At 72.0% G+C, this 23,856-nt stretch carries 21 protein-coding genes and 2 riboswitches; of the genes, 18 read left to right on the top strand and 3 right to left on the bottom strand.

Annotated elements, in window-relative coordinates; all coding sequences use genetic code 11:
• A complete protein-coding gene (gene gcvT, locus ACN9MM_RS27245; RefSeq protein ID WP_426366260.1) occupies positions 1-1,125 on the bottom strand; it encodes a glycine cleavage system aminomethyltransferase GcvT in 1,125 nt (374 codons plus the stop codon).
• A 61-nt stretch (positions 1,126-1,186) separates the two neighbouring features.
• Positions 1,187-1,285: riboswitch (glycine riboswitch) on the bottom strand.
• A 1-nt stretch (position 1,286) separates the two neighbouring features.
• Positions 1,287-1,386, bottom strand: a riboswitch (glycine riboswitch).
• Positions 1,387-1,548: 162 nt separating this feature from the next.
• On the opposite strand from gcvT, the gene ACN9MM_RS27250 reads away from it, so the two are divergent.
• The 11 genes from ACN9MM_RS27250 (at position 1,549) to ACN9MM_RS27300 (ending at position 14,112) form a co-directional block, all read left to right on the top strand.
• Entirely contained in the window at positions 1,549-2,208 is a 660-nt protein-coding gene (locus ACN9MM_RS27250; protein WP_426366262.1) for an AAA family ATPase, read from the top strand.
• A gap of 295 nt (positions 2,209-2,503) precedes the next feature.
• Positions 2,504-3,244, top strand: coding sequence for an enhanced serine sensitivity protein SseB (locus tag ACN9MM_RS27255; protein ID WP_382870067.1), 741 nt, complete (start codon positions 2,504-2,506; stop codon positions 3,242-3,244).
• A 78-nt stretch (positions 3,245-3,322) separates the two neighbouring features.
• The gene (locus ACN9MM_RS27260; protein ID WP_426366264.1) at positions 3,323-4,114 is read left to right on the top strand and encodes an enhanced serine sensitivity protein SseB C-terminal domain-containing protein; all 792 of its coding nucleotides are present in this window, start codon (positions 3,323-3,325) and stop codon (positions 4,112-4,114) included.
• 362 nt (positions 4,115-4,476) lie between these two features.
• Positions 4,477-5,496: an ABC transporter permease gene (locus tag ACN9MM_RS27265; RefSeq protein WP_382870071.1), complete on the top strand. Its 1,020-nt coding sequence runs from the start codon at positions 4,477-4,479 to the stop codon at positions 5,494-5,496.
• A gap of 110 nt (positions 5,497-5,606) precedes the next feature.
• A complete protein-coding gene (locus ACN9MM_RS27270) occupies positions 5,607-7,370 on the top strand; it encodes an ABC transporter substrate-binding protein (RefSeq protein ID WP_426366265.1) in 1,764 nt (587 codons plus the stop codon).
• Between the two features lie 114 nt (positions 7,371-7,484).
• Positions 7,485-8,483, top strand: a complete 999-nt coding sequence (locus ACN9MM_RS27275) for an ABC transporter permease (protein WP_426366267.1) — start codon at positions 7,485-7,487, stop codon at positions 8,481-8,483.
• A complete protein-coding gene (locus ACN9MM_RS27280; RefSeq protein ID WP_426366269.1) occupies positions 8,480-9,586 on the top strand; it encodes an ABC transporter ATP-binding protein in 1,107 nt (368 codons plus the stop codon). Before ACN9MM_RS27275 ends, ACN9MM_RS27280 begins: the two co-directional genes overlap by 4 nt.
• An 8-nt stretch (positions 9,587-9,594) precedes the next feature.
• The gene (locus tag ACN9MM_RS27285) at positions 9,595-10,728 is read left to right on the top strand and encodes an ABC transporter ATP-binding protein (protein WP_426368840.1); all 1,134 of its coding nucleotides are present in this window, start codon (positions 9,595-9,597) and stop codon (positions 10,726-10,728) included.
• A gap of 101 nt (positions 10,729-10,829) precedes the next feature.
• Positions 10,830-11,507, top strand: coding sequence for a trimeric intracellular cation channel family protein (locus ACN9MM_RS27290; protein ID WP_426366271.1), 678 nt, complete (start codon positions 10,830-10,832; stop codon positions 11,505-11,507).
• 23 nt (positions 11,508-11,530) lie between these two features.
• Complete coding sequence (locus ACN9MM_RS27295; protein WP_426366273.1) at positions 11,531-12,379, top strand: thioesterase family protein; 849 nt, start codon at positions 11,531-11,533, stop codon at positions 12,377-12,379.
• Positions 12,380-12,948: 569 nt separating this feature from the next.
• On the top strand, positions 12,949-14,112 hold the full coding sequence (locus ACN9MM_RS27300; protein WP_426366275.1) for a cysteine desulfurase family protein: 1,164 nt from the start codon (positions 12,949-12,951) through the stop codon (positions 14,110-14,112).
• Here ACN9MM_RS27300 and ACN9MM_RS27305 read toward each other — a convergent pair.
• A complete protein-coding gene (locus tag ACN9MM_RS27305) occupies positions 14,105-14,779 on the bottom strand; it encodes an N-acetylmuramoyl-L-alanine amidase (protein WP_426366277.1) in 675 nt (224 codons plus the stop codon). The two genes, ACN9MM_RS27300 and ACN9MM_RS27305, sit on opposite strands and share 8 nt — an antisense overlap.
• 61 nt (positions 14,780-14,840) lie before the next feature.
• On the opposite strand from ACN9MM_RS27305, the gene mnmA reads away from it, so the two are divergent.
• Complete coding sequence (mnmA, locus tag ACN9MM_RS27310) at positions 14,841-15,965, top strand: tRNA 2-thiouridine(34) synthase MnmA (protein WP_426366278.1); 1,125 nt, start codon at positions 14,841-14,843, stop codon at positions 15,963-15,965.
• Here the strand turns inward: mnmA and ACN9MM_RS27315 are convergent.
• Positions 15,962-16,504, bottom strand: a complete 543-nt coding sequence (locus ACN9MM_RS27315; RefSeq protein WP_426366280.1) for an alpha/beta fold hydrolase — start codon at positions 16,502-16,504, stop codon at positions 15,962-15,964. The two genes, mnmA and ACN9MM_RS27315, sit on opposite strands and share 4 nt — an antisense overlap.
• Positions 16,505-16,582: 78 nt before the next feature.
• Between ACN9MM_RS27315 and ACN9MM_RS27320 the strand changes: the two genes are divergently transcribed.
• From ACN9MM_RS27320 to gatC, 6 genes are all read left to right on the top strand, one after another.
• Entirely contained in the window at positions 16,583-17,122 is a 540-nt protein-coding gene (locus ACN9MM_RS27320; RefSeq protein ID WP_426366282.1) for a TIGR00730 family Rossman fold protein, read from the top strand.
• A 7-nt stretch (positions 17,123-17,129) separates the two neighbouring features.
• Entirely contained in the window at positions 17,130-17,828 is a 699-nt protein-coding gene (locus ACN9MM_RS27325) for an SDR family oxidoreductase (protein WP_426366284.1), read from the top strand.
• A gap of 10 nt (positions 17,829-17,838) precedes the next feature.
• The gene (locus tag ACN9MM_RS27330; RefSeq protein WP_426366286.1) at positions 17,839-18,837 is read left to right on the top strand and encodes a methionine synthase; all 999 of its coding nucleotides are present in this window, start codon (positions 17,839-17,841) and stop codon (positions 18,835-18,837) included.
• A 15-nt stretch (positions 18,838-18,852) separates the two neighbouring features.
• Complete coding sequence (gene ligA, locus ACN9MM_RS27335; protein ID WP_426366288.1) at positions 18,853-21,033, top strand: NAD-dependent DNA ligase LigA; 2,181 nt, start codon at positions 18,853-18,855, stop codon at positions 21,031-21,033.
• Positions 21,034-21,346: 313 nt separating this feature from the next.
• Entirely contained in the window at positions 21,347-23,461 is a 2,115-nt protein-coding gene (locus tag ACN9MM_RS27340; protein ID WP_426366291.1) for a putative bifunctional diguanylate cyclase/phosphodiesterase, read from the top strand.
• Positions 23,462-23,554: 93 nt separating this feature from the next.
• Positions 23,555-23,851 (top strand): Asp-tRNA(Asn)/Glu-tRNA(Gln) amidotransferase subunit GatC, encoded by a 297-nt coding sequence (gene gatC / locus ACN9MM_RS27345; protein ID WP_015036350.1) that lies wholly within the window; start codon positions 23,555-23,557, stop codon positions 23,849-23,851.
• Positions 23,852-23,856: the final 5 nt, after the last annotated feature.

Below are 23,856 nucleotides of genomic sequence, written 5' to 3' on the forward strand. Positions count from 1 at the left end.
TCACTTCTGGCGCTTGTAGAACGGCAGCGCCACGACCTCGTAGGCCTCGTGGGTGCCGCGGATGTCCACACCGACACCCGGGGTGCCGGGCGTGGCGTGCGCCGCGTCCACGTACGCCATCGCGATCGGCTTTCCGAGGGTCGGGGACGGGGCGCCGGAGGTGACCTCGCCGATGACCTCGCCGTCCTTGACGACCTGGAAGCCGGCGCGCGGGACCCTGCGGCCCTCGGCGACCAGACCGACGAGCTTGCGCGGCGGGGCGCTCTCGGCGCGCTCGGCGGCCTTCTCCAGCGCCTCGCGGCCGACGAAGCGGCCCTCGTTGGTCGTCTTCTCGAACTTCACGACCCGGCCGAGGCCCGCGTCGAAGGGGGTGAGGGCGGTGGTCAGCTCGTGGCCGTACAGCGGCATGCCCGCCTCCAGGCGGAGCGTGTCGCGGCAGGACAGGCCGCAGGGGATCAGGCCGACGCCCTCGCCCGCCTCGGTCAGCGCCCGCCACACGCCCTCGGCGTGCTCGGGCTTCAGGAACAGCTCGAAGCCGTCCTCGCCGGTGTAGCCGGTGCGGGCGATCAGCGCCGGCACGCCCGCGACGGTGCCGGGCAGGCCCGCGTAGTACTTCAGGCCGTCCAGGTCGGCGTCGGTGACCGACTTCAGGATGCCGGGGGACTCCGGGCCCTGGACCGCGATCAGGGCGTACGCGTCACGGTCGTCGCGCACCTCGGCGTCGAAGCCGGCCGCGCGCTCGGTCAGGGCGTCGAGGACGACCTGGGCGTTGGAGGCGTTGGCGACGACCATGTACTCCGTCTCGCCGAGGCGGTAGACGATCAGGTCGTCGAGGATGCCGCCGTCCTCCCGGCAGATCATCGTGTAGCGGGCGCGGCCGTTGCCCACGGTCGAGATGTTGCCGACGAGGGCGTGGTCGAGGAGCTCCACGGCCTGCGGACCGGTGACCGTGATCTCACCCATGTGCGAGAGGTCGAAGAGACCGGCCTTGGTGCGGACGGCGTTGTGCTCGTCGCGCTCGCTGGCGTACCGGAGCGGCATGTCCCAGCCGGCGAAGTCGGTCATGGTCGCGCCCAGCGAACGGTGCAGCTCGTCGAGGGCGGTCAGACGGGGGGCAGTGCTCATGGGGTGGCTCCCGGGTCCCAAGGGCGTGATCGGTGACGAAAACACATGACGGGCGAGGACGTCCTCCCCATCTGTCATGGAACCTGAGAGGTTCACCGAGGGCATCCTCGGCTTGCACCTTGGGTGGGGACACGGCAGGGTGTCCCGCTTTTCAGATCTGCCTCATCCACGCGGTACGGGGCCTGAGAGATTCAAGGGAGGGTCTTGCTCCTTCGGCGTCCGGACGCGCTCGGCGGTCCGGAACTCTCCCGCGCGGATTCGAGCGGCCGGTATGCGATTGTGCGGCGACTGTGCGCGCCTGGCGCGCACATCATTGCACGCGGTGTCGGCGGGGCAAATCGCTTGTGTCGCATTACCGATTCTTTACACTTCGTGGGCAAGGGTCTCCTCAGGTCTCCTGAGACCCGACAGGGGGAGAGCGCGATGAGGATCCAGCACACCGGCGCATACGCGACCAGTACCGGCATACCGTCCCAGCGGGCCCGCGCCCGGAGCCGCCGCGGCCGCCTCCTGCGGGACCTGCGCGAGCGCGGCGGCCGCGGCCCCCGCGCCCTCACCTTCGCCGCCGGCGACCTCGTCGTCGTCTCCGGGCTGCCCGGCAGCGGCAAGTCCACCCTGATGAGGCGCGCCGCCGAGGACAGCGGCATCGACTCCCAGGACGCCCGCGAGCGCTGGGAGGCCCGCATGCCGCGCCTCCTCCCGTACGCCCTCTACCGTCCCCTCGTCCGGATCGCGCACTACGCCGGGCTGCGCCGCGTCCTGCGCTCCGGCGCGAGCGTGATCGTCCACGACTGCGGCACCCAGTCCTGGGTGCGCGGCTGGCTCGCCCGCGAGGCGAGACGGCGCGGGCGGGCCCTGCACCTGGTCCTCCTCGACGTCACCCCGGACACCGCGCGGGCCGGCCAGCACGCCCGGGGCCGGGGCGTCTCCGTGTACGCCTTCGCGCGCCACCGGCGGGCCGTCGGCCGGCTCCTGCGGGCCGCCGAGTCCGGCAGCCTGCCGCACGGCTGCGCCTCGGTGACCCTCCTCGACCGGGACGCGGCCGACTCCCTCCACCGGATCGGCTTCCGCGAGGCGGCCTGAGACGGGGCGGCCCGTCTCAGGCCGGGCCGGGCCGAGAGGCGAGGCGGCCCGAGACGGCGCCCGCCCGAGACGGGGCCGGGCCGAGGCGGGCGAGGTGGCCCGAGACGGCGTCCGCCCGAGACGGCGTCCGCCCGAGACGGCGTCCGCCCGAGACGGCGTCCCGGGCGCGGCCGGCGTCCCGGCCCGTCCCGGGACGCCCGTACCCTTCCCTTTTGGCCACGGCGGCACCGGGGCGGCGTTAGGGTGCTGCCCGGCGGCCGGTGCGGCAGGCTGTGCGAGAAGGGGAAACGCGACCGTGGACGTGACGTGGCCGGGCAACGAGCTCGAAGAGGTCCTTGCCGCCTCACTCGGCAACCCCGGGGCCGGCGGCCGGCTGGTCGAGGTGCTGGGCCGCAGCCCGGTCTGGGTGCCCCTGCCCAACGGCGGCGGCCCCGACAGCCCCGGCCTCGACCTCGCCACCCTGGAGATCGACGGCGCGGCCTACGTCCCCGTCTTCAGCTCCGAGCAGCAGTTCCTCGCGTGCGTCGGCGACCACATGTCCTTCACCGTCGCCCCCGCCCGTGACTTCGCCCGCGGCCTGCCCCCGCAGCTCGGCATCGCCGTGAACCCCGGCGGCACCGTCGGCGTCCCGCTGCCCCCGCCCGCCGTCGCCGAGCTCTGCCGCGCGGGCCGCACCCCGCTCGACGGCCCCGCCAGCGGCGGCCGCGTCCGGCTCTTCGAGCCCGACTGGCAGGACGACCCGGTCGACTTCCTCGCAGCCGCCTCCGCGGAGTTCGAGGCCACCGGGGTCGTCGTCACCGCCCGCCGCGCCCTCGCCAGCGTCGAGGGCACCGAACCGGCCCTCTTCGTCGGCGTCCAGCTGGCCGGCTGGGACGGCGTCGACCGCAACGCCCCCCTGGACGCCCTGGGCCGGGCCCTCGGCCGGGTCGAGGTCGCCTGGCCGGTCAACCTGATCCTGCTCGACATGGCGCAGGACCCGGTCGGCGACTGGATGCTGGAGCGGGTGCGTCCCTTCTACCAGCGCGCCGCCGTGTGAGCGGCCCCCTGTTTAAGCTGAACTGACTGGATCGCTGGACAGACGTACGTGGTGGACGGAAGAGGGGCGGGACCCAGGGTGAGCGCGTCAGGCACCGCTTCGACCGGGACGGTCGAGCACATGCTGGGGCAGGTGGCACCCGGACGCTACGACGCGTACGAGCAGTTGCTGCACGCCCTCGCCGACGGCGAGCTCTGGATGCTGCTCTGGCAGGGTGCCCCCGGCGCGCCCGACGCCCAGTACGGGAACATGGAGGTCGACGGCTTCGGCTACGCGCCCTGCGTCACCTCCGCCCAGGAACTCGCCGCCTCCGGCTGGAACCGCGCCCACGAGCTCGTCACCGGCCGTGACATCGCCCGCGCGCTCTACCCCGACCGCTGGGGAGTCTGGCTGAATCCGCACGCCCCCAACGGCGGCGTCGGCATCCCCTGGGCCGACCTGCGGCGCATCGCCACCGGTCTCGACCGGATGCCCGCCGGGCCGCTGCGCGTCACCGAGCCCGCCCTGGAGATGCCCCAGTTCTACGCCCTGCTCACGCAGAACGCGCACCGCACCCCGGCCGTCCGGGCACTGCGCCGCGGCTGGGTGCAGCCGGCGCTCGGCTCCCCGTACCTCGCCATCGGTCTCGACCTGTACGACACCTCCGCCGCGGCCGTCGACACGGTCCGCTCGATGATGCGGCAGTCGATCGGCTCCGTCCCCGACGGGCTACCCGTCTCGACGGTCGCCCTCTCCGACGCGTACGACCCGGTGGCGCTCTGGCTGCGGGCGAACGCGCGTCCCTTCTACGACCGCGAGGCGCACGCCGGGCGCGGTTCGGCCGCCGCGCCGGGGTACGGATACCCGCCACAGACCCCGTCCGGATACTGAGACGTCCCTCGTGTCCCCCTTGTCGGCAAAGGCCTCCGGAGTCCGCTCCGGAGGCCTTCGTTCACCCCGATACGGCAGGACACGGCACGAGTTGAGCGGCATGTCCGATTGCGGGGAAGAGGGCCCCGGTTGGTCCGCTCACATGATCGCGACGTCCGGATAACGGAAGTCGCAGCACCGCATCACGTTTGAGCAAACATTCCCCGTCAGGGCTGGCGGGTGATCACAAGCGCATTGAAGACTCCCCGGAACACCGGGCGTTCGGCTCCTTTCGAGCAGGTGCCCAGCATGTTGTTCCACCGAGCCGCTACCCGCGGCGGGCAAGGGCCGGCTACCGGCGGCCGAGAGGGGTCCTCACCACGATGACGGCACCACTGCACGAGACGAGTGCGGGCGAGGCGACCGCCACCGTCGACGGCGCGCCCGACGCTCCCGGCACTCCGGACAACTCCGGCACGGCGATCGAGGGGCGTTCGCCCTGGAAGATCGCCTGGACCCGTCTCAAGCGCGACAAGCTGGCCCTCGCGGGCGCCTTCGTCGTCGTCTTCCTCATCCTCGTCGCGATCTTCGCGCCGGTCATCGTGGGCCTCCTCGGCCACCCGCCGGACGAGTTCCACGAGGACCAGATCGACCCGCTGTTCGGTACGCCGATCGGCTCCTGGGGCGGCGTCAGTTCCGACTTCCTCTTCGGCGTCGAGCCCGTCAACGGCCGCGACGTCTTCAGCCGGATCGTCTACGGCGCCCGGATCTCGCTGCTCGTCGCCTTCCTCGCTGCGGTCTTCGCGGTCTTCCTCGGCACCGTCCTCGGCGTCATCGCCGGTTACTTCGGCGGCTGGGTCGACGCGGCCCTCAGCCGGATCATGGACGTCATGCTCGCGTTCCCGCAGCTGCTCTTCACGATCGCCCTGGTCTCGGTGCTTCCCAACGAGCTCCTCGGCCTGGACGGATCGGGCGTGCGCATCGCGGCGCTCGTCGTCGTGATCGGCTTCTTCGGCTGGCCGTACGTCGGCCGCATCGTCCGCGGCCAGACCCTCTCGCTGCGCAACCGCGAGTACGTCGAGGCCGCCCAGAGCCTGGGCGCGGGACGCTTCTACATCCTGCGCCGCGAGCTGCTGCCCAACCTGCTCGCCCCGATCATGGTCTACGCGACCCTGATGATCCCCACCAACATCCTCACCGAAGCGGCGCTCAGCTTCCTCGGCGCGGGTGTGAAGCCTCCCACCGCTTCCTGGGGCCAGATGCTGTCGACGGCCATCACCACCTACGAGTCGGATCCCCTGTTCATGGTGATTCCCGGCCTCGCGATCTTCATCACCGTTCTGGCGTTCAACCTCTTCGGCGACGGCGTGCGTGACGCGCTCGACCCGAAGGGCTCCCGCTGATCGTTCGCCGACGACACGCAAGACCGCCCCTGCCGCAGGCGACAGGAGGCCCACCCCAATCGGCGGACCGCCGTGACGGCCCCGCCACTATCCCGGAGGTTGCTGGACCCATGCTGAAGAGCTCTCAGCGCAGAATCGCCGCGGGCGCGCTGCTTGCCGCGGCCACGATGGTCGTCACCACCGCCTGTGGCGGCGGCAACGGCGACGGTGGCGACAAGGGCAAGGCGGGCGCGGCCGGCTTCAACGCCGCCGTGAACAAGGTCGCCAACGCGTCCGACAAGAAGGGCGGCGAGCTGAAGTTCATCGGCTCGCAGGAGGCCGACAACTGGGACCCGCAGCGCGGCTACTACGGCTTCGTGTGGGACTTCGCCCGCTACTACACCCGCCAGCTCGTCACCTTCAAGGCCGAGCCGGGCGCCGCCTCCACCGAGCTGGTCCCGGACCTCGCCACCGACGCCGGCAAGGTCTCGGCCGACGGCCTCACCTACACCTTCACGCTGAAGGACGGGGTGACCTGGGAGGACGGCAAGCCGATCACCTCCAAGGACATCAAGTACGGCATCGAGCGCATCTGGGCCCAGGACGTCATCTCCGGCGGCCCGATCTACCTCCAGCAGGTCCTCGACCCCAAGGGCGAGTACAAGGGTCCGTACAAGGACACCTCCGCGGACAAGCTCGGCCTGAAGGCGATCGAGACCCCGGACGACAAGACCATCGTCTTCAAGCTGCCGGTCGCCAACGGTGACTTCCTGCAGATGCTGGCCATGCCGGCCGCCTCCCCGGTCCGCCAGGACAAGGACACCAAGGCCAAGTACGGCCTGAAGCCCTTCTCCTCCGGCCCGTACAAGTGGGACTCCTACACCCCCAACAAGTCCATCAAGCTCGTCCGCAACGACAAGTGGGACGCCAAGACGGACACCGTCCGCAAGGCCCTGCCGGACAAGATCAGCGTCACGTTCACCACGAACGCCGACGACATGGACAACCGTCTGGTCGAGGGCGAGTACGACCTCGACATCAACGCGACGGGCGTCGGCGCCGCCGCGCGCCAGAAGGTCCTCCAGCAGCACAAGGACAACGTCGACAACCCGCAGACGGGCTTCATCCGCTACGCGGTCTTCCCGCAGACGGTGATCCCCAACATCGAGTGCCGCAAGGCGATCATCTACGCCGCCGACTCGAAGTCCCTCCAGACCGCCCGTGGTGGCCCGCAGGCCGGTGGCGACATCGCCTCCAACATGCTGCCGCCGGCGATCAAGGGTGCCGACCCGAAGGCCGACCCGTACGGCAAGCTCGGTGGCGCCCCGGACCTGGCCAAGGCCAAGGAGGCGCTGAAGAAGTGCGGTAAGCCGGGCGGCTTCAAGACCACGATCGCGGTCCGCAACAACAAGAAGATCGAGATCGCGACCGCCGAGTCCCTCCAGCAGTCGCTGAAGGCCGTCGGCATCGACGCCCAGATCGACCAGTTCGACGGAGCCCAGACCTCGGGCATCATCGGTTCGCCGAAGGTGGTCAAGGAGAAGGGCTACGGCATCATCATCATGGGCTGGGGCGCCGACTTCCCGACCGGTCAGGGCTTCCTCCAGCCGCTGGTCGACGGCCGCTTCATCCTCCAGAGCGGTAACAACAACTTCTCGGAGCTGAACGACAAGGCCGTCAACGGCCTGTTCGACCAGGCGCTGAAGGAGACCGACCCGGCCAAGGCCGGCGAGCTCTACAAGCAGATCAACACGAAGGTGTCGGAGGCCGCGGTCTACCTGCCCTTCACCCACGAGAAGAACATCATCTGGCGCAGCTCCCGGCTGACCAACGTCTACACGGCGGACGCCTACAACGGCCGCTACGACTACGCGTCGCTCGGCGTCGTCAAGTAATCCGACCCGCTTCACCGGCGCACCACCCGCCGCCAGGTCCGAAGGGCAGGTGATGGCCGTTGGCGGCGGCCGGGGAACCCGATCGGGTTCCCCGGCCGCCGGCCGGCCGACCGCATGCTTGCATACATAGTCCGACGGCTCTTCGCAGTCGTCGTGATGCTGCTCGTCGTCACACTGGTGACGCTCAGCATCTTCTTCCTCATCCCCAAGATGACCGGCAGCGACCCTGCCGCGATGTTCGTCGGCAAGCAGGCGGATCCGGCTTCCATCGAGGCCATCCGGCAGAAGCTGGGCCTGGACGAGCCGATCCTGGTGCAGTTCTGGCACTTCGTCTCCGGCATCTTCGTCGGCCGGGACTACACCGGCGGCGGCGACACCATCCACTGCGCCGCGCCCTGCTTCGGGTACTCGTTCCGTACCGAGCAGGACGTCTGGAGCATGCTGGTCGACGCCTTCCCGGTCACCCTTTCCATGGTCGTCGGCGCGGCCGTGCTGTGGCTGGTCCTCGGCGTCTCCACGGGCGTGGTCTCCGCGCTCAAGCGGGGCACGATCATCGACCGCGCCGCGATGATCACGGCGCTCGCCGGCGTCTCGCTCCCCATCTTCTTCACCGCCATGCTGGCGATGCTCGTCTTCCGCACCCAGCTCCACTGGGTCGACGCCTCGTACGTGCCGATCACCGAGTCCTTCGGCGGCTGGTTCGGCGGACTGCTCCTTCCCTGGGTCACCCTCGCCTTCCTGTACGCGGCGATGTACGCGCGACTCACCCGCGCCACCATGCTGGAGGTCCTCGGCGAGGACTACATCCGCACCGCGCGGGCCAAGGGTCTGCCGGAACCCGTCGTGCTCGGCAAGCACGCCATGCGCTCCACCATGACCCCCATCCTGACCATCTTCGGCATGGACCTCGGCGCCCTCATCGGCGGCGCGATCCTGACCGAGACCGCGTTCAGCCTCCACGGCCTCGGCGGCCTCGCCATCAAGGGCGTGAGCGAGCGTGACCTGCCGCTGATCCTGGCCGTCACCCTCATCACGGCCTCCTGCGTCGTCATCGCCAACCTCGTCGTGGACCTGCTGTACGCGGTGATCGACCCCCGAGTGAGGCTCGCATGACGGACAAGCTGACGAAGACGGGCGCGGCCGTGGGAGAGCCCGTCGACACCGGGAAGTCCGCCCCGTCCGAGGCCTTCCTCGACGTACGCGACCTGAAGATCCACTTCCCGACCGACGACGGTCTGGTCAAGTCGGTCGACGGCCTCAGCTTCCAGCTGGAGAAGGGCAAGACCCTCGGCATCGTGGGCGAGTCCGGCTCCGGCAAGTCGGTCACCTCGCTCGGCATCATGGGCCTGCACACCGTCGGGCAGTACGGCCGGCAGAAGGCGCGGATCTCCGGCGAGATCTGGCTGAACGGCCGCGAGCTGCTCTCCGCGGACCCGGACGAGGTCCGCCGGATGCGCGGCCGCGAGATGGCGATGATCTTCCAGGACCCGCTGTCCGCGATGCACCCGTACTACTCGGTCGGCAACCAGATCGTGGAGGCGTACCGCATCCACAACGCCGTCGACAAGAAGACGGCGAAGAAGCGGGCCGTCGAACTCCTCGACCGGGTCGGCATCCCCGAGCCCGCCAAGCGGTTCGACAACTACCCGCACGAGTTCTCCGGCGGCATGCGCCAGCGCGCGATGATCGCCATGGCGCTCGTCAACAACCCCGAACTGCTCATCGCCGACGAGCCGACCACCGCGCTCGACGTCACCGTGCAGGCACAGATCCTCGACCTGATGCGGGACCTCCAGAAGGAGTTCGGCTCCGCGGTCGTCATCATCACCCACGACCTCGGCGTCGTCGCCGAGCTCGCCGACGACATCCTCGTCATGTACGGCGGGCGCTGCGTCGAGCGCGGACCGGCGGACTCCGTCTTCTACGAGCCCCAGCATCCCTACACCTGGGGCCTGCTCGGCTCGATGCCGAGGATCGACCGCGAGCAGACCGAGCGGCTCATCCCGGTCAAGGGCAACCCGCCCAGCCTCATCAACATCCCGAGCGGCTGCGCCTTCAACCCCCGCTGCCCGTACGCGGACGTCCCCAAGGGCGGCATCACGCGCACCCAGCGGCCGGAGCTGGCGCCGGCCGGGGACCGCCACTTCTCGGCATGCCACATGCCGCAGGAGGAGCGGACCCGCATCTGGACCGAAGAGATTGCGCCGAAACTGTGAGCGACAACATGGAGCCCCTGCTCAAGGTCACCGGCCTGAAGAAGCACTTCCCCATCAAGAAGGGGCTGCTCCAGCGCCAGACCGGTGCGGTCAAGGCGGTCGACGGCCTCGACTTCGAGGTCTACCCCGGTGAGACCCTCGGCGTGGTCGGCGAGTCCGGCTGCGGCAAGTCGACGATGGGCCGGCTCATCACCCGGCTCCTCGAACCGACCGACGGCACCATCGAGTTCCAGGGCAAGGACATCTCGCACCTCGGCGTCTCGGGCATGCGCCCGTTCCGCCGGGACATCCAGATGATCTTCCAGGACCCGTACGGCTCGCTGAACCCGCGCCACACGGTCGGCTCGATCGTCTCGGCCCCCTTCAAGCTCCAGGGCGTCGAGCCCGAGGGCGGCGTGAAGAAGGAGGTCCAGCGCCTGCTGGGCCTGGTCGGCCTCAACCCCGAGCACTACAACCGCTACCCGCACGAGTTCTCCGGCGGCCAGCGCCAGCGCATCGGCATCGCCCGCGCCCTGGCCCTGAAGCCGAAGCTGGTCGTCGCGGACGAGCCCGTCTCGGCCCTGGACGTCTCCATCCAGGCGCAGGTGGTCAACCTCCTGGACGACCTCCAGCAGGAGCTCGGCCTCACGTACGTGATCATCGCCCACGACCTCTCCGTGATCCGGCACGTCTCGGACCGCATCGCGGTGATGTACCTGGGCAAGGTCGTGGAGCTGGCGGACCGGAAGTCCCTGTACGAGTCGCCCATGCACCCGTACACCCGGGCCCTGATGTCCGCGGTCCCGATCCCGGACCCGCGCCGCCGGGGCGCCAAGAGCGACCGGATCCTGCTGAAGGGCGACGTCCCGTCCCCGATCGCCCCGCCGCCGGGCTGCCGCTTCCACACCCGCTGCTGGAAGGCCACGGACGTCTGCCGGACCCAGGAGCCCCCGCTGCTGGAACTCCGCCCGGGCCAGCGCGTGGCGTGCCACCACCCGGAGAACGCGGACGGCATCACGATCCCGGCCGCCCGCGAAGCGGTGGACGTGACGATCACCAAGGCCCCGAAGCCGACGGAGCCCGAGCCGACGGAGCCGAAGGAGCCGGCCGAGGCCGAGTCCCCCTCCGCGACGGCCGCCGAGGACGACGCGCCGAAGGCATAGCGCACGGCCGGGGCCCCCGCCACCCTCCGGTGGCGGGGGCCTCTTCCGTGGACGGCCGGGCGGCGCGCGGACCGCACCGGGACAGCCGGGACAATGGGGCCGTGCTCCACGAATTGTTCACCCCCTCCGTCCAACACGCCCTCGACCTCGTCGGCATCTTCGTCTTCGCCATCTCCGGCGCACTCCTCGCCGTCCGCAAGAACTTCGACGTCTTCGGCATCGCCGTCCTCGCCGAGGTCACCGCCCTCGGCGGCGGTCTCTTCCGCGACCTGATCATCGGCGCCGTACCCCCCGCCGCCTTCACCGATCTCGGCTACTTCCTGATGCCGCTGATCGCGGCGGTCCTCGTCTTCTTCCTCCACCCGGAGGTCGAGCGCACCCAGACCGCGGTGAACGTCTTCGACGCGGCCGGCCTCGGGCTCTTCTGCGTGACCGGCACGACCAAGGCGTACGACTACGGCCTCGGCCTCACCTCCTCCGCCGCGCTGGGCCTCGCGACCGCCGTGGGCGGCGGTGTGCTGCGGGACGTGCTGGCGAACGAGGTGCCGTCGCTGCTGCGCTGGGACCGCGACCTGTACGCGGTGCCGGCGATCGTGGGCGCGACGATGGTCGTGCTGTGCATCCGGTTCGACACGCTCAACGCGTTCACGAGCGGCGCCGCCGTCCTGACCGCCTTCGTGCTGCGGCTCCTGGCGATGCGCTTCCACTGGCGCGCGCCCCGCGCGTGGAACCGCCGCTCGTCCGCGAGCGAGGAACTCGAAAAAGCTACCGCTCAGTAGCTAGCTGCGGTACCGTCGGAACCATGAGCACGAGCACCGAGACAGCAGCCGTCACGAGCGAGTTCGACCGCGACACCGCCGTCACCCTCAGGGAAACCGGTGTCTACGACGCCGACCTCTCCGCCGGCTGGACCATCATCCAGGCCGTCAACGGCGGCTACCTCCTCGCCCTGCTCGGCCGCGCCCTCGGTGACCACCTCCCGCACCCGGACCCGTTCACGATCTCGGCGCACTACCTCACGCCGTCCGTGCCGGGCCCCGCGGTGATCCGGACGCAGACCGTCCGCGCCGGCCGGACCCTCTCCACCGGCCAGGCCTCGCTCTTCCAGTACGCCGAGGACGGCACCGAGGTCGAGCGCATCCGCGTCCTCGCCTCGTACGGAGACCTCGACGCCCTCCCCGACGACGTCCGCACCTCCGCGACGCCGCCGGCGATGGCCGCGATCGAGAACTGCTTCAGCGCGGCGGACAACCCGGCCCCGAGGATCCCCGGCTCCTCCGCGATCGCCGACCGCCTCGACCTCCGCCTCGACCCGGCCTGCGTCGGCTGGGCGGTCGGCGCGCCCTCGGGCAAGGGCGAGATGCGCGCGTGGTTCGGCCTGGCCGACGGCCGCGAGCCCGACGCCCTCTCGCTCCTGCTCGCGGTCGACGCGCTGCCGCCGACCTCCTTCGAGCTGGGCCTCAAGGGCTGGACGCCGACGGTGGAGCTCACGACCCACGTGCGCTGCCGCCCGGCCCCCGGCCCGCTGCGGATCTCGATCACCACGCAGAACCTCGCGGGCGGCTTCCTGGAGGAGGACGCCGAGGTCTGGGACAGCGCGAACCGCCTGGTAGCCCAATCCCGCCAACTGGCCCGAGCCCCCCGCACCTGACACACCCACCGCGAGTGGGCCCGCGCCCGTTGCCGTGTGTGCCCGCGCCGTGGCCGGGCGGTGCCCACCGCCGTGTGGTCTCCGCGCTGTGGGGGCGGTGCCCGTCGCCCGCTGCCGTGTGTGCCCGCTGCCCGTGTGGGCCTTCGCCCGCTGCCGTGTGGGCAATCGTCCCGCTGGGCGGGACGGGTGGGCACACGGGACGGCGCCCTGTGCGGCGCCTCCGCTCCCTGTGCCTGGACCCGCACCCCTTGCTCGGTGCGCAACGGGTGCGGGTTCGGGCACGTAAGCCTCTGGCGCCGGCAAGGGCGCCGTTCCGTTGTGCCCACCCTCCCCCAAGCTCTCGGCTTCGCTCGAGCAGGGGGGGACCCCCATCGCCCCTTGCGGAACGCCTGCCCACAACGGAGTGGGGCGGGCACCGCCCTCGCGGAGCTCGCGCCACAGCGGGGTGGGGCACCGCCCCCGCGGAGCTCGCGCCACAACGGGCCCCCGCCAGCGTCACGGCCGAGAACCGCCCCCAGAACGGGCCAGGCGGCGGCCCCGCCTGCCCGGGCTCGTAGAATCGACCCACCATGGCTTACCTCGACCACGCCGCGACCACGCCCATGCTGCCCGAGGCGATCGAGGCGATGACCGCCCAGCTCGCCGTCACGGGCAACGCCTCCTCCCTGCACGCCGCCGGACGGCGCGCCCGGCGGACCGTCGAGGAGGGGCGCGAGACCCTCGCCGCCGCGCTCGGCGCGCGGCCGAGCGAGGTCGTCTTCACCTCCGGCGGGACCGAGGCCGACAACCTCGCCGTGAAGGGCCTGTACTGGGCCCGCCGCGCCGCCGACCCCCGCCGCACCCGCGTCCTGGCCAGTCCGGTCGAGCACCACGCCGTCCTCGACGCCGTCGACTGGCTCGCCACCCACGAGGGCGCCACCGTCGAGTACCTCCCCGTCGACGCCCACGGGCGCGTCCACCCCGACGCCCTGCGCGAGGCGATCGCCCGCGACCCCGAATCCGTCGCCCTGGCCACCGTCATGTGGGCGAACAACGAGATCGGCACGATCATGCCGGTCCGTGAACTCGCCGACGTCGCGGCCGGGTTCGGCGTCCCCCTGCACGCCGACGCCGTCCAGGCGGTGGGTCAGATCCCGGTCGACTTCGCCGCCTCGGGCCTCGCCGCGATGACGGTGTCCGGCCACAAGATCGGCGGCCCGTACGGCATCGGCGCCCTGCTCCTGGGCCGCGAGCACACCCCCGTACCCGTGCTGCACGGCGGCGGTCAGGAGCGGCACGTCCGCTCCGGCACCCTCGACGTGCCCGCCGTCGCCGCCTTCGCCGTCGCCGCCCGGCTCGCCGCCGAGCGGCAGGAGGAGTTCGCCCGCGAGGTCGGCGCCCTGCGCGACGAGCTCGTGACCGCCGTCCGGGAGCTCGTGCCCGACGCGATCCTCGGCGGCGACCCGGTCGGCCGGCTCCCCGCCAACGCCCACTTCACCTTCCCCGGCTGCGAGGGCGACTCCCTGCTCCTGCTGCTCGACGCGGCCGGCATCGCCTGCTCCACCGGCTCGGCCTGCACCGCCGGCATCGCCCAGCCGAGCCACGTCCTGCTCGCCACCGGAACGGACCCCGACCTGGCCCGGGGCACCCTGCGCTTCTCCCTCGGCCACACCTCCACCAAGGAGGACGTGGCGGCGGTCGCCGGGGCGATCGGCCCGGCCGTCGACCGCGCCCGCACCGCCGGCCTCAGCTGAGCCGCGAGCGGGCCTTCCGTACGAGCGCCATGTACCGGTCCCAGTCCCAGTGCGGACCGGGATCGGTGTGGTCGGTGCCCTCGACCTCGACGTGCCCGATGATGTGCTCCCGGTCCACGGGTATCCCGTACCGGGCGCATATGTCGGCCGTGAGACGGGCCGAGCCCTCGTACATCGCCGTCGTGAAGTCCTGCGGCCGGTCGACGAAGCCCTCGTGCTCGATGCCGATGCTCCGCTCGTTCATGTCGCGGTTCCCGGCGTGGAAGGCGACGTCGAGCTCCCGGATCATCTGCGCCACATGGCCGTCCTTGCGGACCACGTAGTGCGCGGCAGCCTGGTGCGACGGGTCCTTGAAGACCTTCAGGGCGGAGGCGTAGCTGCCCTGGACGACATGGATCACGACCCGGTCGACCGTGTAGTCGTCCGGCCGGTCGGCCCGCCTCCAGTTCGCCCGCGCCGCCGAGGTCCACTCGGCGCCCTTGTGGTCGAGCTCCCCCTCGACCCGCTTCTTCTCCATTCCCGGCAGCCGCCACCAGAGGCGCCCCAGCTCGTCCCTGGCCAGCGCGGCCGTGCCCACCGCGGCGGCGGCGCCGCCGATCAGCACGGCCCGCCGCCCCACCCGCCGGCCGTCCGCCCCGCTCCCCGTGCCCTTCGACTTGCTCCCCATGCCACCGAGAACGCTCACCACCGCGATCGCGGTTCCCGGAGCCCCGTACCCTGGTAGGGCTATGACTAAGACTCTCCGCGTTCTCGCCGCCATGTCGGGCGGAGTGGACTCCGCCGTCGCCGCCGCCCGCGCCGCCGAAGCCGGCCACGACGTCACCGGCGTGCACCTGGCCCTCTCCGCGAACCCGCAGTCGTTCCGCACCGGGGCACGCGGCTGTTGCACGATCGAGGACTCGCGCGACGCGCGCCGGGCGGCCGACGTCATCGGCATCCCCTTCTACGTGTGGGACCTCGCCGAGCGGTTCCGCGAGGACGTCGTCGACGACTTCGTCGCGGAGTACGAGGCGGGCCGCACGCCCAACCCGTGCCTGCGCTGCAACGAGAAGATCAAGTTCGCGGCGCTCCTCGACAAGGCGCTCGCCCTCGGCTTCGACGCCGTCTGCACCGGCCACTACGCGACCGTCGTCCTGAACGAGGACGGCACCCGCGAGCTGCACCGGGCCTCCGACATGGCCAAGGACCAGTCGTACGTCCTCGGCGTGCTCGACGAGAAGCAGCTCGCCCACGCGATGTTCCCGCTCGGCGACACCCTCACCACCAAGGACGAGATCCGGGCGGAGGCCGAGCGGCGCGGGCTCGCGGTCGCGAAGAAGCCCGACAGCCACGACATCTGCTTCATCGCCGACGGCGACACCCAGGGCTTCCTCGCCGCCCGTCTGGGCAAGGCGGAGGGCGACATCGTCGACGAGGCCGGGACGAAGGTCGGCAGCCACGAGGGCGCGTACGGCTTCACCATCGGCCAGCGCAAGGGCCTGCGGATCGGCCACCCGGCGGCGGACGGCAAGCCCCGCTACGTCCTCGACATCTCGCCCGTGGACAACACCGTCACGGTCGGCCCCGCCGAGGCGCTCGACGTCACCGCGCTCACCGCGATCAAGCCCCGCTGGTGCGGCACCGCCCCCGAGGGCCCCGGACGCTACACCGCCCAGCTCCGCGCCCACGGTGGCGAGACGCCGGTGAGCGCGGCGATGGAGGACGGCGGGCTGAAGGTCGCCTTCGACGAGCCCGTCCGCGGCGTGGCGCCCGGCCAGGCGATCGTCCTGTACGACGGCACGCGCGTGGTGGGCTCGGCGACGATCGCGACGACCACCCGACGCACGGCCGCGACGGCCACCGCCACCGCCTAGACGGGTTCGTCCAGGAAGTCCTCCAGGACCGGGGCCAGGACGTGCGGGGCCACCTCGTGCGTCTGGCCCGTCAGGGTGCGGTGCCGGGCCCGGGGGAGGGCCGCCGTCAGGGCACGGGCCGCCTGTCGGGTCGCCGCCGGGCTCGCGCCCCCGTCGACCACGAGCACGCGCGCGTGGACCGCCCGTACGAGCCCGTCCGCGAGCGGCTCCGGCTCGTACACCGACACCGCGCCCACCGGGAGCCCCGCCGCCGCGCCCGCGAGCGCGAGCGCGCCGCCGGTCTCCGTGCCGTGCACGGCCGCGCCCGGGCCCGCCGCCTCCAGGACGGCCGCGAGGTCCTCGATCTCCCGCTCCAGCGCGGCGGCGCGGCGCCGCTCGTACGTCACGACGGTGAAGCGCCGGGCGAGCAGCCCGGCGAGCGCCCGCCCGGCGCCGTCCGGGCCGTCCACCAGTACGACGGCCCGCCCTTCCCCGTACCGCTCGTACGCGATCTCCGTACCGTCCCGCGACACGACACGACCCCTGCTCACCACGTCCATGGCAGGGCAGACCGGGGCCGTCGCCGGAACTCATCGCCGCCCGCCGGACTTTTTCCGCGACCCCCTACGGTGGACGCCATGAACATCTGCGTCTTCCTTTCCGCCGCCGACCTCGACGAGCGCTACACGGCCCCCGCCCGCGAGTTCGCCACGCTCCTCGGCAAGGCCGGCCACACCCTCGTCTGGGGCGGCTCCGACACCGGCCTCATGAAGGTCGTCGCGGACGGCGTCCAGGACGCGGGCGGGCGGCTCGTCGGCGTCTCCGTGGACTTCCTCGCCCACAAGGCCCGGCCGGACGCGGACGAGATGGTGATCGCCGGGGACCTGGCCGAGCGCAAGGCGCTGCTCCTCGCCAAGTCCGACGCGATCGTGGTCATGGTCGGCGGCACGGGCACCCTCGACGAGGCCACCGAGATCCTGGAGCTCAAGAAGCACGGCAAGCACACCAAGCCGGTCGTCCTCCTGAACACGGCCGGTTTCTACGATGGCCTGAAGACCCAGTTCCGCCGCATGGAGGACGAGGGCTTCCTCCCGATCCCCCTCGCCGACCTCGTTCTCTTCGCGGACGACGCCCCTTCGGCCCTGGCCCACCTGGAGGCGGAGATCGCCTCCCGCTGATGCGAGCATGGTGCCCATGGCTACACATGTGATCACCGGAGCGGGTTCCGGCATCGGCGCGGCCGTCGCGCGCCGCCTTCACGCGCGCGGGGACGAGCTCGTGCTCCACGCGCGCGACGCGGGGCGGGCGAAGGAGCTCGCCGCGCTGTTCCCCGGCGCGCGGACGCTCGTCGGGGACCTCGCCGACCCGGGCCGGCTGTCCTGGGCCTTCTCGCACCAGAGCCTCCCCGACCGGGTGGACAGCCTGCTGCACATCGCCGGAGTCGTCGACCTCGGCCCGATCGGGGAGCTCACCCCGAAGACCTGGCACCACCAGCTCAACGTCAACCTGGTCGCCCCGGCCGAGCTGACCCGTCACTTCCTGCCCCAGCTGCGGGTCTCCCAGGGGCACGTGGTCTTCGTGAACTCCGGCGCCGGGCTCAACGCGCACGCCGAGTGGGGCGCGTACGCCGCCTCCAAGCACGGCCTGAAGGCCCTCGCGGACTCCCTGCGCCACGAGGAGCACGCCAACGGGGTCCGGGTGACCTCGGTCTACCCCGGCCGCACCGCCAGCCCCATGCAGGCGAAGGTCCACCAGCAGGAGGGCAAGGAGTACGACGCCTCCCGCTGGATCGATCCCGAGTCCGTCGCGACGGCGATCCTCACGGCGATCGACCTCCCGCGCGACGCGGAGATCAACGACCTCACCGTGCGCCCGGGGCGGTAGGACGGTGGACATGGACGACACGAAGCTCTGGGGCCCCGCCACCGGCGTCGGCTCCCTGCCCGGCGGCGACGCGCGCGAGGCGGCGAAGACGGTCACCGGGTCCTTCGAGGACTTCCCGTTCCTCGCGGAGCTGCCCGCCCGCGGCCCCGGCGCCGACATGATCGGCCGGACGATCGGGATGCTCGTCGACCTGTACGCGCACGTGGAGCCGAGCGGCTGGCGGATCAGCGACCGGCCCGGCCGCGACACCAAGCGGGCCCGCTCCTGGCTCGGCGAGGACCTCGACGCCCTGGAGGAGTTCACCCAGGGGTACGAGGGTCCGCTGAAGGTCCAGGCCGTCGGCCCCTGGACGCTCGCCGCGGCCCTGGAGCTGCGCGGCGGCGAGGCAGCCCTCGGCGACGCCGGCGCCTGCCGCGACCTGGCCGGCTCCCTCGCGGAGGGCCTGCGCGCGCACCTCGCGGAGCTCGCCAAGCGGATCCCCGGCGCGCGGATCGTGCTCCAGCTCGACGAGCCCTCGCTCACCGCCGTGCTGCGCGGCCACGTCCGTACCGCCAGCGGCTACCGCACCCACCGGGCCGTCGACCGGCAGGTCGTGGAGAGCGCCCTGCGGGACGTCATGGCCGTCCACGACGGCCCGGTGGTCGTCCACTCCTGCGCGCCCGACGTGCCGTTCGCCCTGCTGCGGCGGGCCGGGGCCTCGGGCGTCTCGTTCGATTTCTCGCTCCTCACCGAACGTGACGAGGAGACGATCGGCGAGGCCGTGGAGGCCGGGACGAAGCTCTTCGCCGGTGTGGTGCCGTCCACCGACACGGCATTGTCCGACCCGGGCGGTAGCGTCATGGGTGTCAGGACGCTGTGGCGCAGGCTGGGGCTGAATCCGGGGACTCTGGCGGAGTCCGTCGTGGTCACGCCCTCGTGCGGGCTCGCGGGTGCTTCGCCCGCCTACGCCCGGGCGGCGCTCGCCCATTGCGTCAGAGCGGCACGGTCGCTCGCGGACAACCCTGAGTAACGGGAGGACGAAACGGTGGCAGTCGAACAGGGGGCCCTGCCCGCCGAGGCACGGGAGAAGCACGCCGAGCTGGCCGAGCAGGTCGAGGAGCACCGCTTCCGGTACTACGTGAAGGACCAGCCGGTCATCAGCGACGGCGACTTCGACAGGCTCCTGCGCGCGCTCGAAGCGCTGGAGGAGGAGTACCCGGAGCTGCGGACGCCGGACTCGCCGACCCAGAAGGTCGCCGGGCAGTACGAGACCGAGTTCACCTCCGTCGAGCACCGGGAGCGCATGCTCTCCCTGGACAACGCCTTCGACGACGAGGAGCTCGCCACCTGGGCCGAGCGCGTCGCGCGGGACGTCGGCACGCCCGGCTACCACTACCTGTGCGAGCTCAAGGTCGACGGCCTCGCGGTCAACCTCACGTACGAGCACGGGCGGCTGACCCGCGCCGCCACCCGCGGCGACGGCCGCACCGGCGAGGACATCACGCCCAACGTCCGGACGATCGCCGACATCCCGGACCGGCTGCACGGCGACCGGATTCCGGACCTCGTGGAGATCCGCGGCGAGGTCTACTTCCCGATGGAGGCCTTCGAGGGGCTCAACGCCCGCCTGGTGGAGGCCGGCGACAAGCCCTTCGCCAACCCGCGCAACGCGGCCGCGGGTTCGCTCCGGCAGAAGGACCCGAAGGCCACCGCGTCCCGCCCGCTCCACATGGTCGTCCACGGCATCGGCGCCCGCGAGGGCTTCGACATCGACTGCCTCTCGCACGCGTACGAGCTGCTGCGCGAGTGGGGCCTGCCCACCGCCCGGCACAACAGGGTGGTCGGCTCGCTCGACGAGGTGCGCGAGTTCATCGCGTACTTCGGGGAGAACCGTCACTCCGTGGAGCACGAGATCGACGGCGTCGTCGTCAAGCTCGACGAGATCCCCCTCCAGGGGCGGCTGGGCTCCACCGCGCGCGCCCCGCGCTGGGCGATCGCCTGGAAGTACGCGCCGGAGGAGGTCAACACCAGGCTGATCGACATCAAGGTCGGCGTCGGCCGCACCGGGCGCGTCACCCCGTACGCGCAGGTCGAGCCGGTGACCGTGGCCGGCTCCGAGGTCGAGTTCGCGACCCTCCACAACCAGGAGGTCGTCAAGGCCAAGGGCGTGCTGATCGGCGACACCGTCGTGCTGCGCAAGGCAGGCGACGTCATCCCCGAGATCCTCGGGCCGGTCGCCGACCTGCGGGACGGCACCGAGCGGGAGTTCGTGATGCCCGCCGAGTGCCCGGAGTGCGGGACGCCGCTGAAGGCGATGAAGGAGGGCGACATCGACCTCCGCTGCCCGAACGCCCGGACCTGCCCGGCCCAGCTGCGTGAACGTCTCTTCTTCCTCGCCGGGCGCCAGTGCCTGGACATCGAGAACTTCGGCGCCGTCGCCGCCGCGGCCCTGACCCGGCCGCTGGAGCCCGCCGAACCGCCGCTCGCGGACGAGGGCGACCTCTTCGACCTCACCATCGAGCAGCTCCTCCCGATCAAGGCGTACGTCCTCGACCAGGACAGCGGACTGCCCAAGCGGGACCCGAAGACCGGCGAGGAGAAGATCGTCACGGTCTTCGCGAACCAGAAGGGCGAGCCGAAGAAGAACGCGCTCGCCATGCTGGAGAACATCGCGGCGGCGAGGACGCGCCCGCTCGCCCGCTTCATCAACGGGCTCTCCATCCGGCACGTGGGGCCGGTCGCGGCCGAGGCGCTGGCCCGCGAGTTCCGCTCCCTGGAGCGGATCGAGCAGGCGAGCGAGGAGGAGCTGGCGGCCGTCGACGGCGTCGGCGGGATCATCGCGGCCGCCGTGAAGCAGTGGTTCTCCGAGGAGTGGCACCGCGAGATCGTGCGCAAGTGGCGCGCCGCGGGGGTCAGCCTGGAGGACGAGGGGGCCGGAGAGGACGAGGGCCCGCGTCCGCTGGAAGGTCTGACGGTCGTGGTGACCGGCACCCTGGAGAAGTTCACCAGGGATGGCGCAAAAGAATCGCTCCAGAGGCTCGGAGCGAAGGTGACCGGTTCCGTTTCGAAGAAGACCGCCTTCGTGGTCGTGGGTGAAAACCCTGGTTCGAAGTACGACAAGGCGATGCAGCTGAAGGTTCCGGTTCTGGACGAGGAAGGCTTCTCCGTCCTGCTCGAACAGGGGCCCGACGCAGCTCGGGAGGCCGCGGTACCCGTCGCCGAGTAGCCCCCGGACACCCCGCGGAAGCTCACCCGTTCGGCGCATACCAGATCGTTACGGGTGGCCAGGTCGCATTCGGGCAAGAGAGGGAGAGCGCTGCCCGTCGGGGCCCTCGGCGGCCTAGTGTGGTGACCGTGCGTCCAGTCCTGCACGCCCGCGCGAGGGCTCTGCCGGCGTGGCGTCAGGACAACGGCCCCGTGACACCGGGAGCGGCCGCCCGCGGGCGACCGCACGCCGGACGACGGACCGGACCACGGACGGCCGCGGCAGCGCGGCCCATCGCACACCGACGGCACCGCCGCCTGTGAGAGGGACGGGAATGGAACCGACCGAGAGCGCCGCCCCGGTCCCACGGCCGCACGGCCGTGTGGTCCCCCTGGGCTTCCCCTCCCGGCTGTCCGCAGCCGTGGTGGGCATCGCCGCCGTCGTGCTCGTCGCCGGGCTCCAGCAAGCCGTCGGCGGCGGACACGGACTCTTCCCCGGCGGCATCACCGGATGGTCCCTCGCCGTCCTCACCGGCCTCATCGTCGGCCACCTGGTCGCCCTCGGCCGGGACCGCTGGTGGGGCGGCACCGGCTCCGGCGCCGCCCTCACCCTCGCCGTCCTCCTGCTGTACGGCTGGGTGCCCGCCGGACTCGTCTCGCTGACCGTCGTCGCCCTGGTCGGCGCCGCCCGCCGGCACCGGTGGCGCCAGAGCCTGCTGCACGGCGCCGCCGACGTCCTCGGAGTCGGCGCCGCCGCCCTCCTCCTCGCCCTCTTCGGAGACGTACCGACCGTCGAACAGCCCTGGCAGCCCCTCGACTGGACGATCGGGGACCTCCCGGAAGTCGTCCTCGCCGCGGGCACCTACCTCGTGGTCACCCGCCTCCTCCTGTGGTACACGCTCGCCCCCCAGGGCCGCGGACTGCCCACCGTCGCCCGCACCGCACTCCTCCGGCAGGGCCTCGTCGCCGTCGCCCTCCTCGGCATCGCCCCGCTCCTCTGCGTCGTCGCCGCCACCCGGCCGGTCCTCCTGCCGCTCTTCGCCGTCCCCCTCATCGCCCTCGACTCCACCCTCTGGATCGCCCGCGCCCGCGCCGAGGAACAGCTCCGCGACCCGCTCACCGGGCTCCCCAACCGCCAGTGGCTCCTGGAGCGGGCCTGGACCGCCCTGGAGGAGGCCGAGGGCGAGGGGGCCCGCGCCGCCCTCGTCCTCATCGACCTCGACCGCTTCCGCTCGGTCAACGACACCCTCGGCCACCTCGCCGGCGACCGACTGCTCCTCCAGATCGCCGAACGGCTCCGCCTCGCCCTGCCCCGCGGCGCCGAGGCCGCCCGGCTCGGCGGCGACGAGTTCGCCGTCCTGCTGCCCACCTGCGACTCCACCACCAGCGCCCAGCGGGTCGCCCGCCACCTCGTCGCCGAGCTGTCCTCCCCGCTCGACCTCGACGGGCTCACCCTCGTCCTGGAGGCCAGCGCCGGCGTCGCCGTCTTCCCCGACCACGCCCTCGACGCCGAGGGCCTGCTGCGCCGCGCCGACGTCGCCATGTACCAGGCCAAGCGCGACCGCACCGGCGTCGAGGTGTACGAGTCCAAGCGCGACTCCAACACCCCCGACCGGCTCGGCCTCCTCGGCGACCTCCGCCGCGCCCTCGACGCCGGCGAGGTCGAACTCCACTACCAGCCCAAGGTCCGCTTCGACGGTCAGGTCGCCGGTCTGGAGGCGCTCGTCCGCTGGGTCCACCCCGAGCGCGGCAAGGTCCCGCCGGACGAGTTCATCGCCATCGCCGAGTCCTCCGGCCTGATGCCCCACCTCACCGAGTACGTCCTGGAGACCGCCCTCGCCCAGGTCGCCCGCTGGCGCGCCCAGGGCCTCAACGTCCCGGTCGCCGTCAACGTCTCGCCCCGCGACGTCCACACCCCCGGCTTCGCCGGCGCCGTCGCCGCCCGGCTCGCCCGCCACGGCGTCCCGGCCGGCGCCCTCCAGCTGGAGATAACGGAGCACGTGCTCCTGGAGGACCCCCAGCGGGCCGCCGACACGCTGAACGGCCTCACCGGCCACGGCGTCAAGATGTCCCTCGACGACTTCGGCACCGGCTACTCCTCCCTCGTCCACCTGCGCAGGCTGCCCGTCAGCGAACTGAAGATCGACCGCTCGTTCGTGGCCCGGCTCGCCGTCGACACCGAGGACGCCGAGATCGTCCGCTGCACCCTCGACCTCGCCCACTCGCTCGGCCTCCTCGTCGTCGCCGAGGGCGTCGAGGACGACGAGACCTGGGAGCGCCTGCGCGACCTGGGCTGCGACGCCGTCCAGGGCTGGCTGGTCGCCGCCGCGATGCCGCCCGGCGAGGCCACCGCCTGGCTCCTGGCCCGCGGCGAGCACGGCTGGCGGCGCCCCGCCGACATCGCCGCCGAGGTCGACCTGGACCAGCCTTCGAGCCAGGTCGTGCAGTGACCCGCACCCTCCCGGGGCAAACCGTTTAACGGGCAGCGGCACCGGCGCCATAGGATGGTCCGACACCATCAAGCTCACCCCGTGAGGATCCGCATGCCTGGCATCACGCGCGAGGAGGTCGCCCACCTCGCACGGCTGGCGCGTCTGGAGCTGAAGGGCGAAGAACTCGATCACTTCGCCGGCCAGCTCGACGACATCATCGGCGCGGTCGCCCGCGTCTCCGAGGTCGCCGACCAAGACGTACCGCCGACCTCCCACCCGCTGCCGCTGACCAATGTCATGCGCGCGGACGAGGTCCGTCCGTCGCTCACCCCCGAGCAGGCGCTCTCCGGCGCCCCGGCCCAGGAGCAGCAGCGTTTCAAGGTGCCGCAGATCCTGGGGGAGGACTAACAAGT

Source organism: Streptomyces sp. E-08 (assembly GCF_049913095.1).
In the GTDB taxonomy this organism is placed as follows: domain Bacteria; phylum Actinomycetota; class Actinomycetes; order Streptomycetales; family Streptomycetaceae; genus Streptomyces.

What these genes read in the sequence shown, in the direction of transcription:
- ACN9MM_RS27300 (WP_426366275.1), top strand. Translation starts at nt 12,949, where the DNA reads ATGGCTTACCTCGACCACGCCGCGACCACGCCCATGCTGCCCGAGGCG.
- ACN9MM_RS27305 (WP_426366277.1), bottom strand. Translation starts at nt 14,779, where the DNA reads ATGGGGAGCAAGTCGAAGGGCACGGGGAGCGGGGCGGACGGCCGGCGG.
- ACN9MM_RS27250 (WP_426366262.1), top strand. Translation starts at nt 1,549, where the DNA reads ATGAGGATCCAGCACACCGGCGCATACGCGACCAGTACCGGCATACCG.
- ACN9MM_RS27265 (WP_382870071.1), top strand. Translation starts at nt 4,477, where the DNA reads ATGACGGCACCACTGCACGAGACGAGTGCGGGCGAGGCGACCGCCACC.
- ACN9MM_RS27285 (WP_426368840.1), top strand. Translation starts at nt 9,595, where the DNA reads ATGGAGCCCCTGCTCAAGGTCACCGGCCTGAAGAAGCACTTCCCCATC.
- ACN9MM_RS27280 (WP_426366269.1), top strand. Translation starts at nt 8,480, where the DNA reads ATGACGGACAAGCTGACGAAGACGGGCGCGGCCGTGGGAGAGCCCGTC.
- ACN9MM_RS27295 (WP_426366273.1), top strand. Translation starts at nt 11,531, where the DNA reads ATGAGCACGAGCACCGAGACAGCAGCCGTCACGAGCGAGTTCGACCGC.
- ACN9MM_RS27270 (WP_426366265.1), top strand. Translation starts at nt 5,607, where the DNA reads ATGCTGAAGAGCTCTCAGCGCAGAATCGCCGCGGGCGCGCTGCTTGCC.
- ACN9MM_RS27340 (WP_426366291.1), top strand. Translation starts at nt 21,347, where the DNA reads ATGGAACCGACCGAGAGCGCCGCCCCGGTCCCACGGCCGCACGGCCGT.
- ACN9MM_RS27320 (WP_426366282.1), top strand. Translation starts at nt 16,583, where the DNA reads ATGAACATCTGCGTCTTCCTTTCCGCCGCCGACCTCGACGAGCGCTAC.
- gatC (WP_015036350.1), top strand. Translation starts at nt 23,555, where the DNA reads ATGCCTGGCATCACGCGCGAGGAGGTCGCCCACCTCGCACGGCTGGCG.
- mnmA (WP_426366278.1), top strand. Translation starts at nt 14,841, where the DNA reads ATGACTAAGACTCTCCGCGTTCTCGCCGCCATGTCGGGCGGAGTGGAC.
- ACN9MM_RS27275 (WP_426366267.1), top strand. Translation starts at nt 7,485, where the DNA reads ATGCTTGCATACATAGTCCGACGGCTCTTCGCAGTCGTCGTGATGCTG.
- gcvT (WP_426366260.1), bottom strand. Translation starts at nt 1,125, where the DNA reads ATGAGCACTGCCCCCCGTCTGACCGCCCTCGACGAGCTGCACCGTTCG.
- ACN9MM_RS27315 (WP_426366280.1), bottom strand. Translation starts at nt 16,504, where the DNA reads ATGGACGTGGTGAGCAGGGGTCGTGTCGTGTCGCGGGACGGTACGGAG.
- ACN9MM_RS27325 (WP_426366284.1), top strand. Translation starts at nt 17,130, where the DNA reads ATGGTGCCCATGGCTACACATGTGATCACCGGAGCGGGTTCCGGCATC.
- ACN9MM_RS27330 (WP_426366286.1), top strand. Translation starts at nt 17,839, where the DNA reads ATGGACGACACGAAGCTCTGGGGCCCCGCCACCGGCGTCGGCTCCCTG.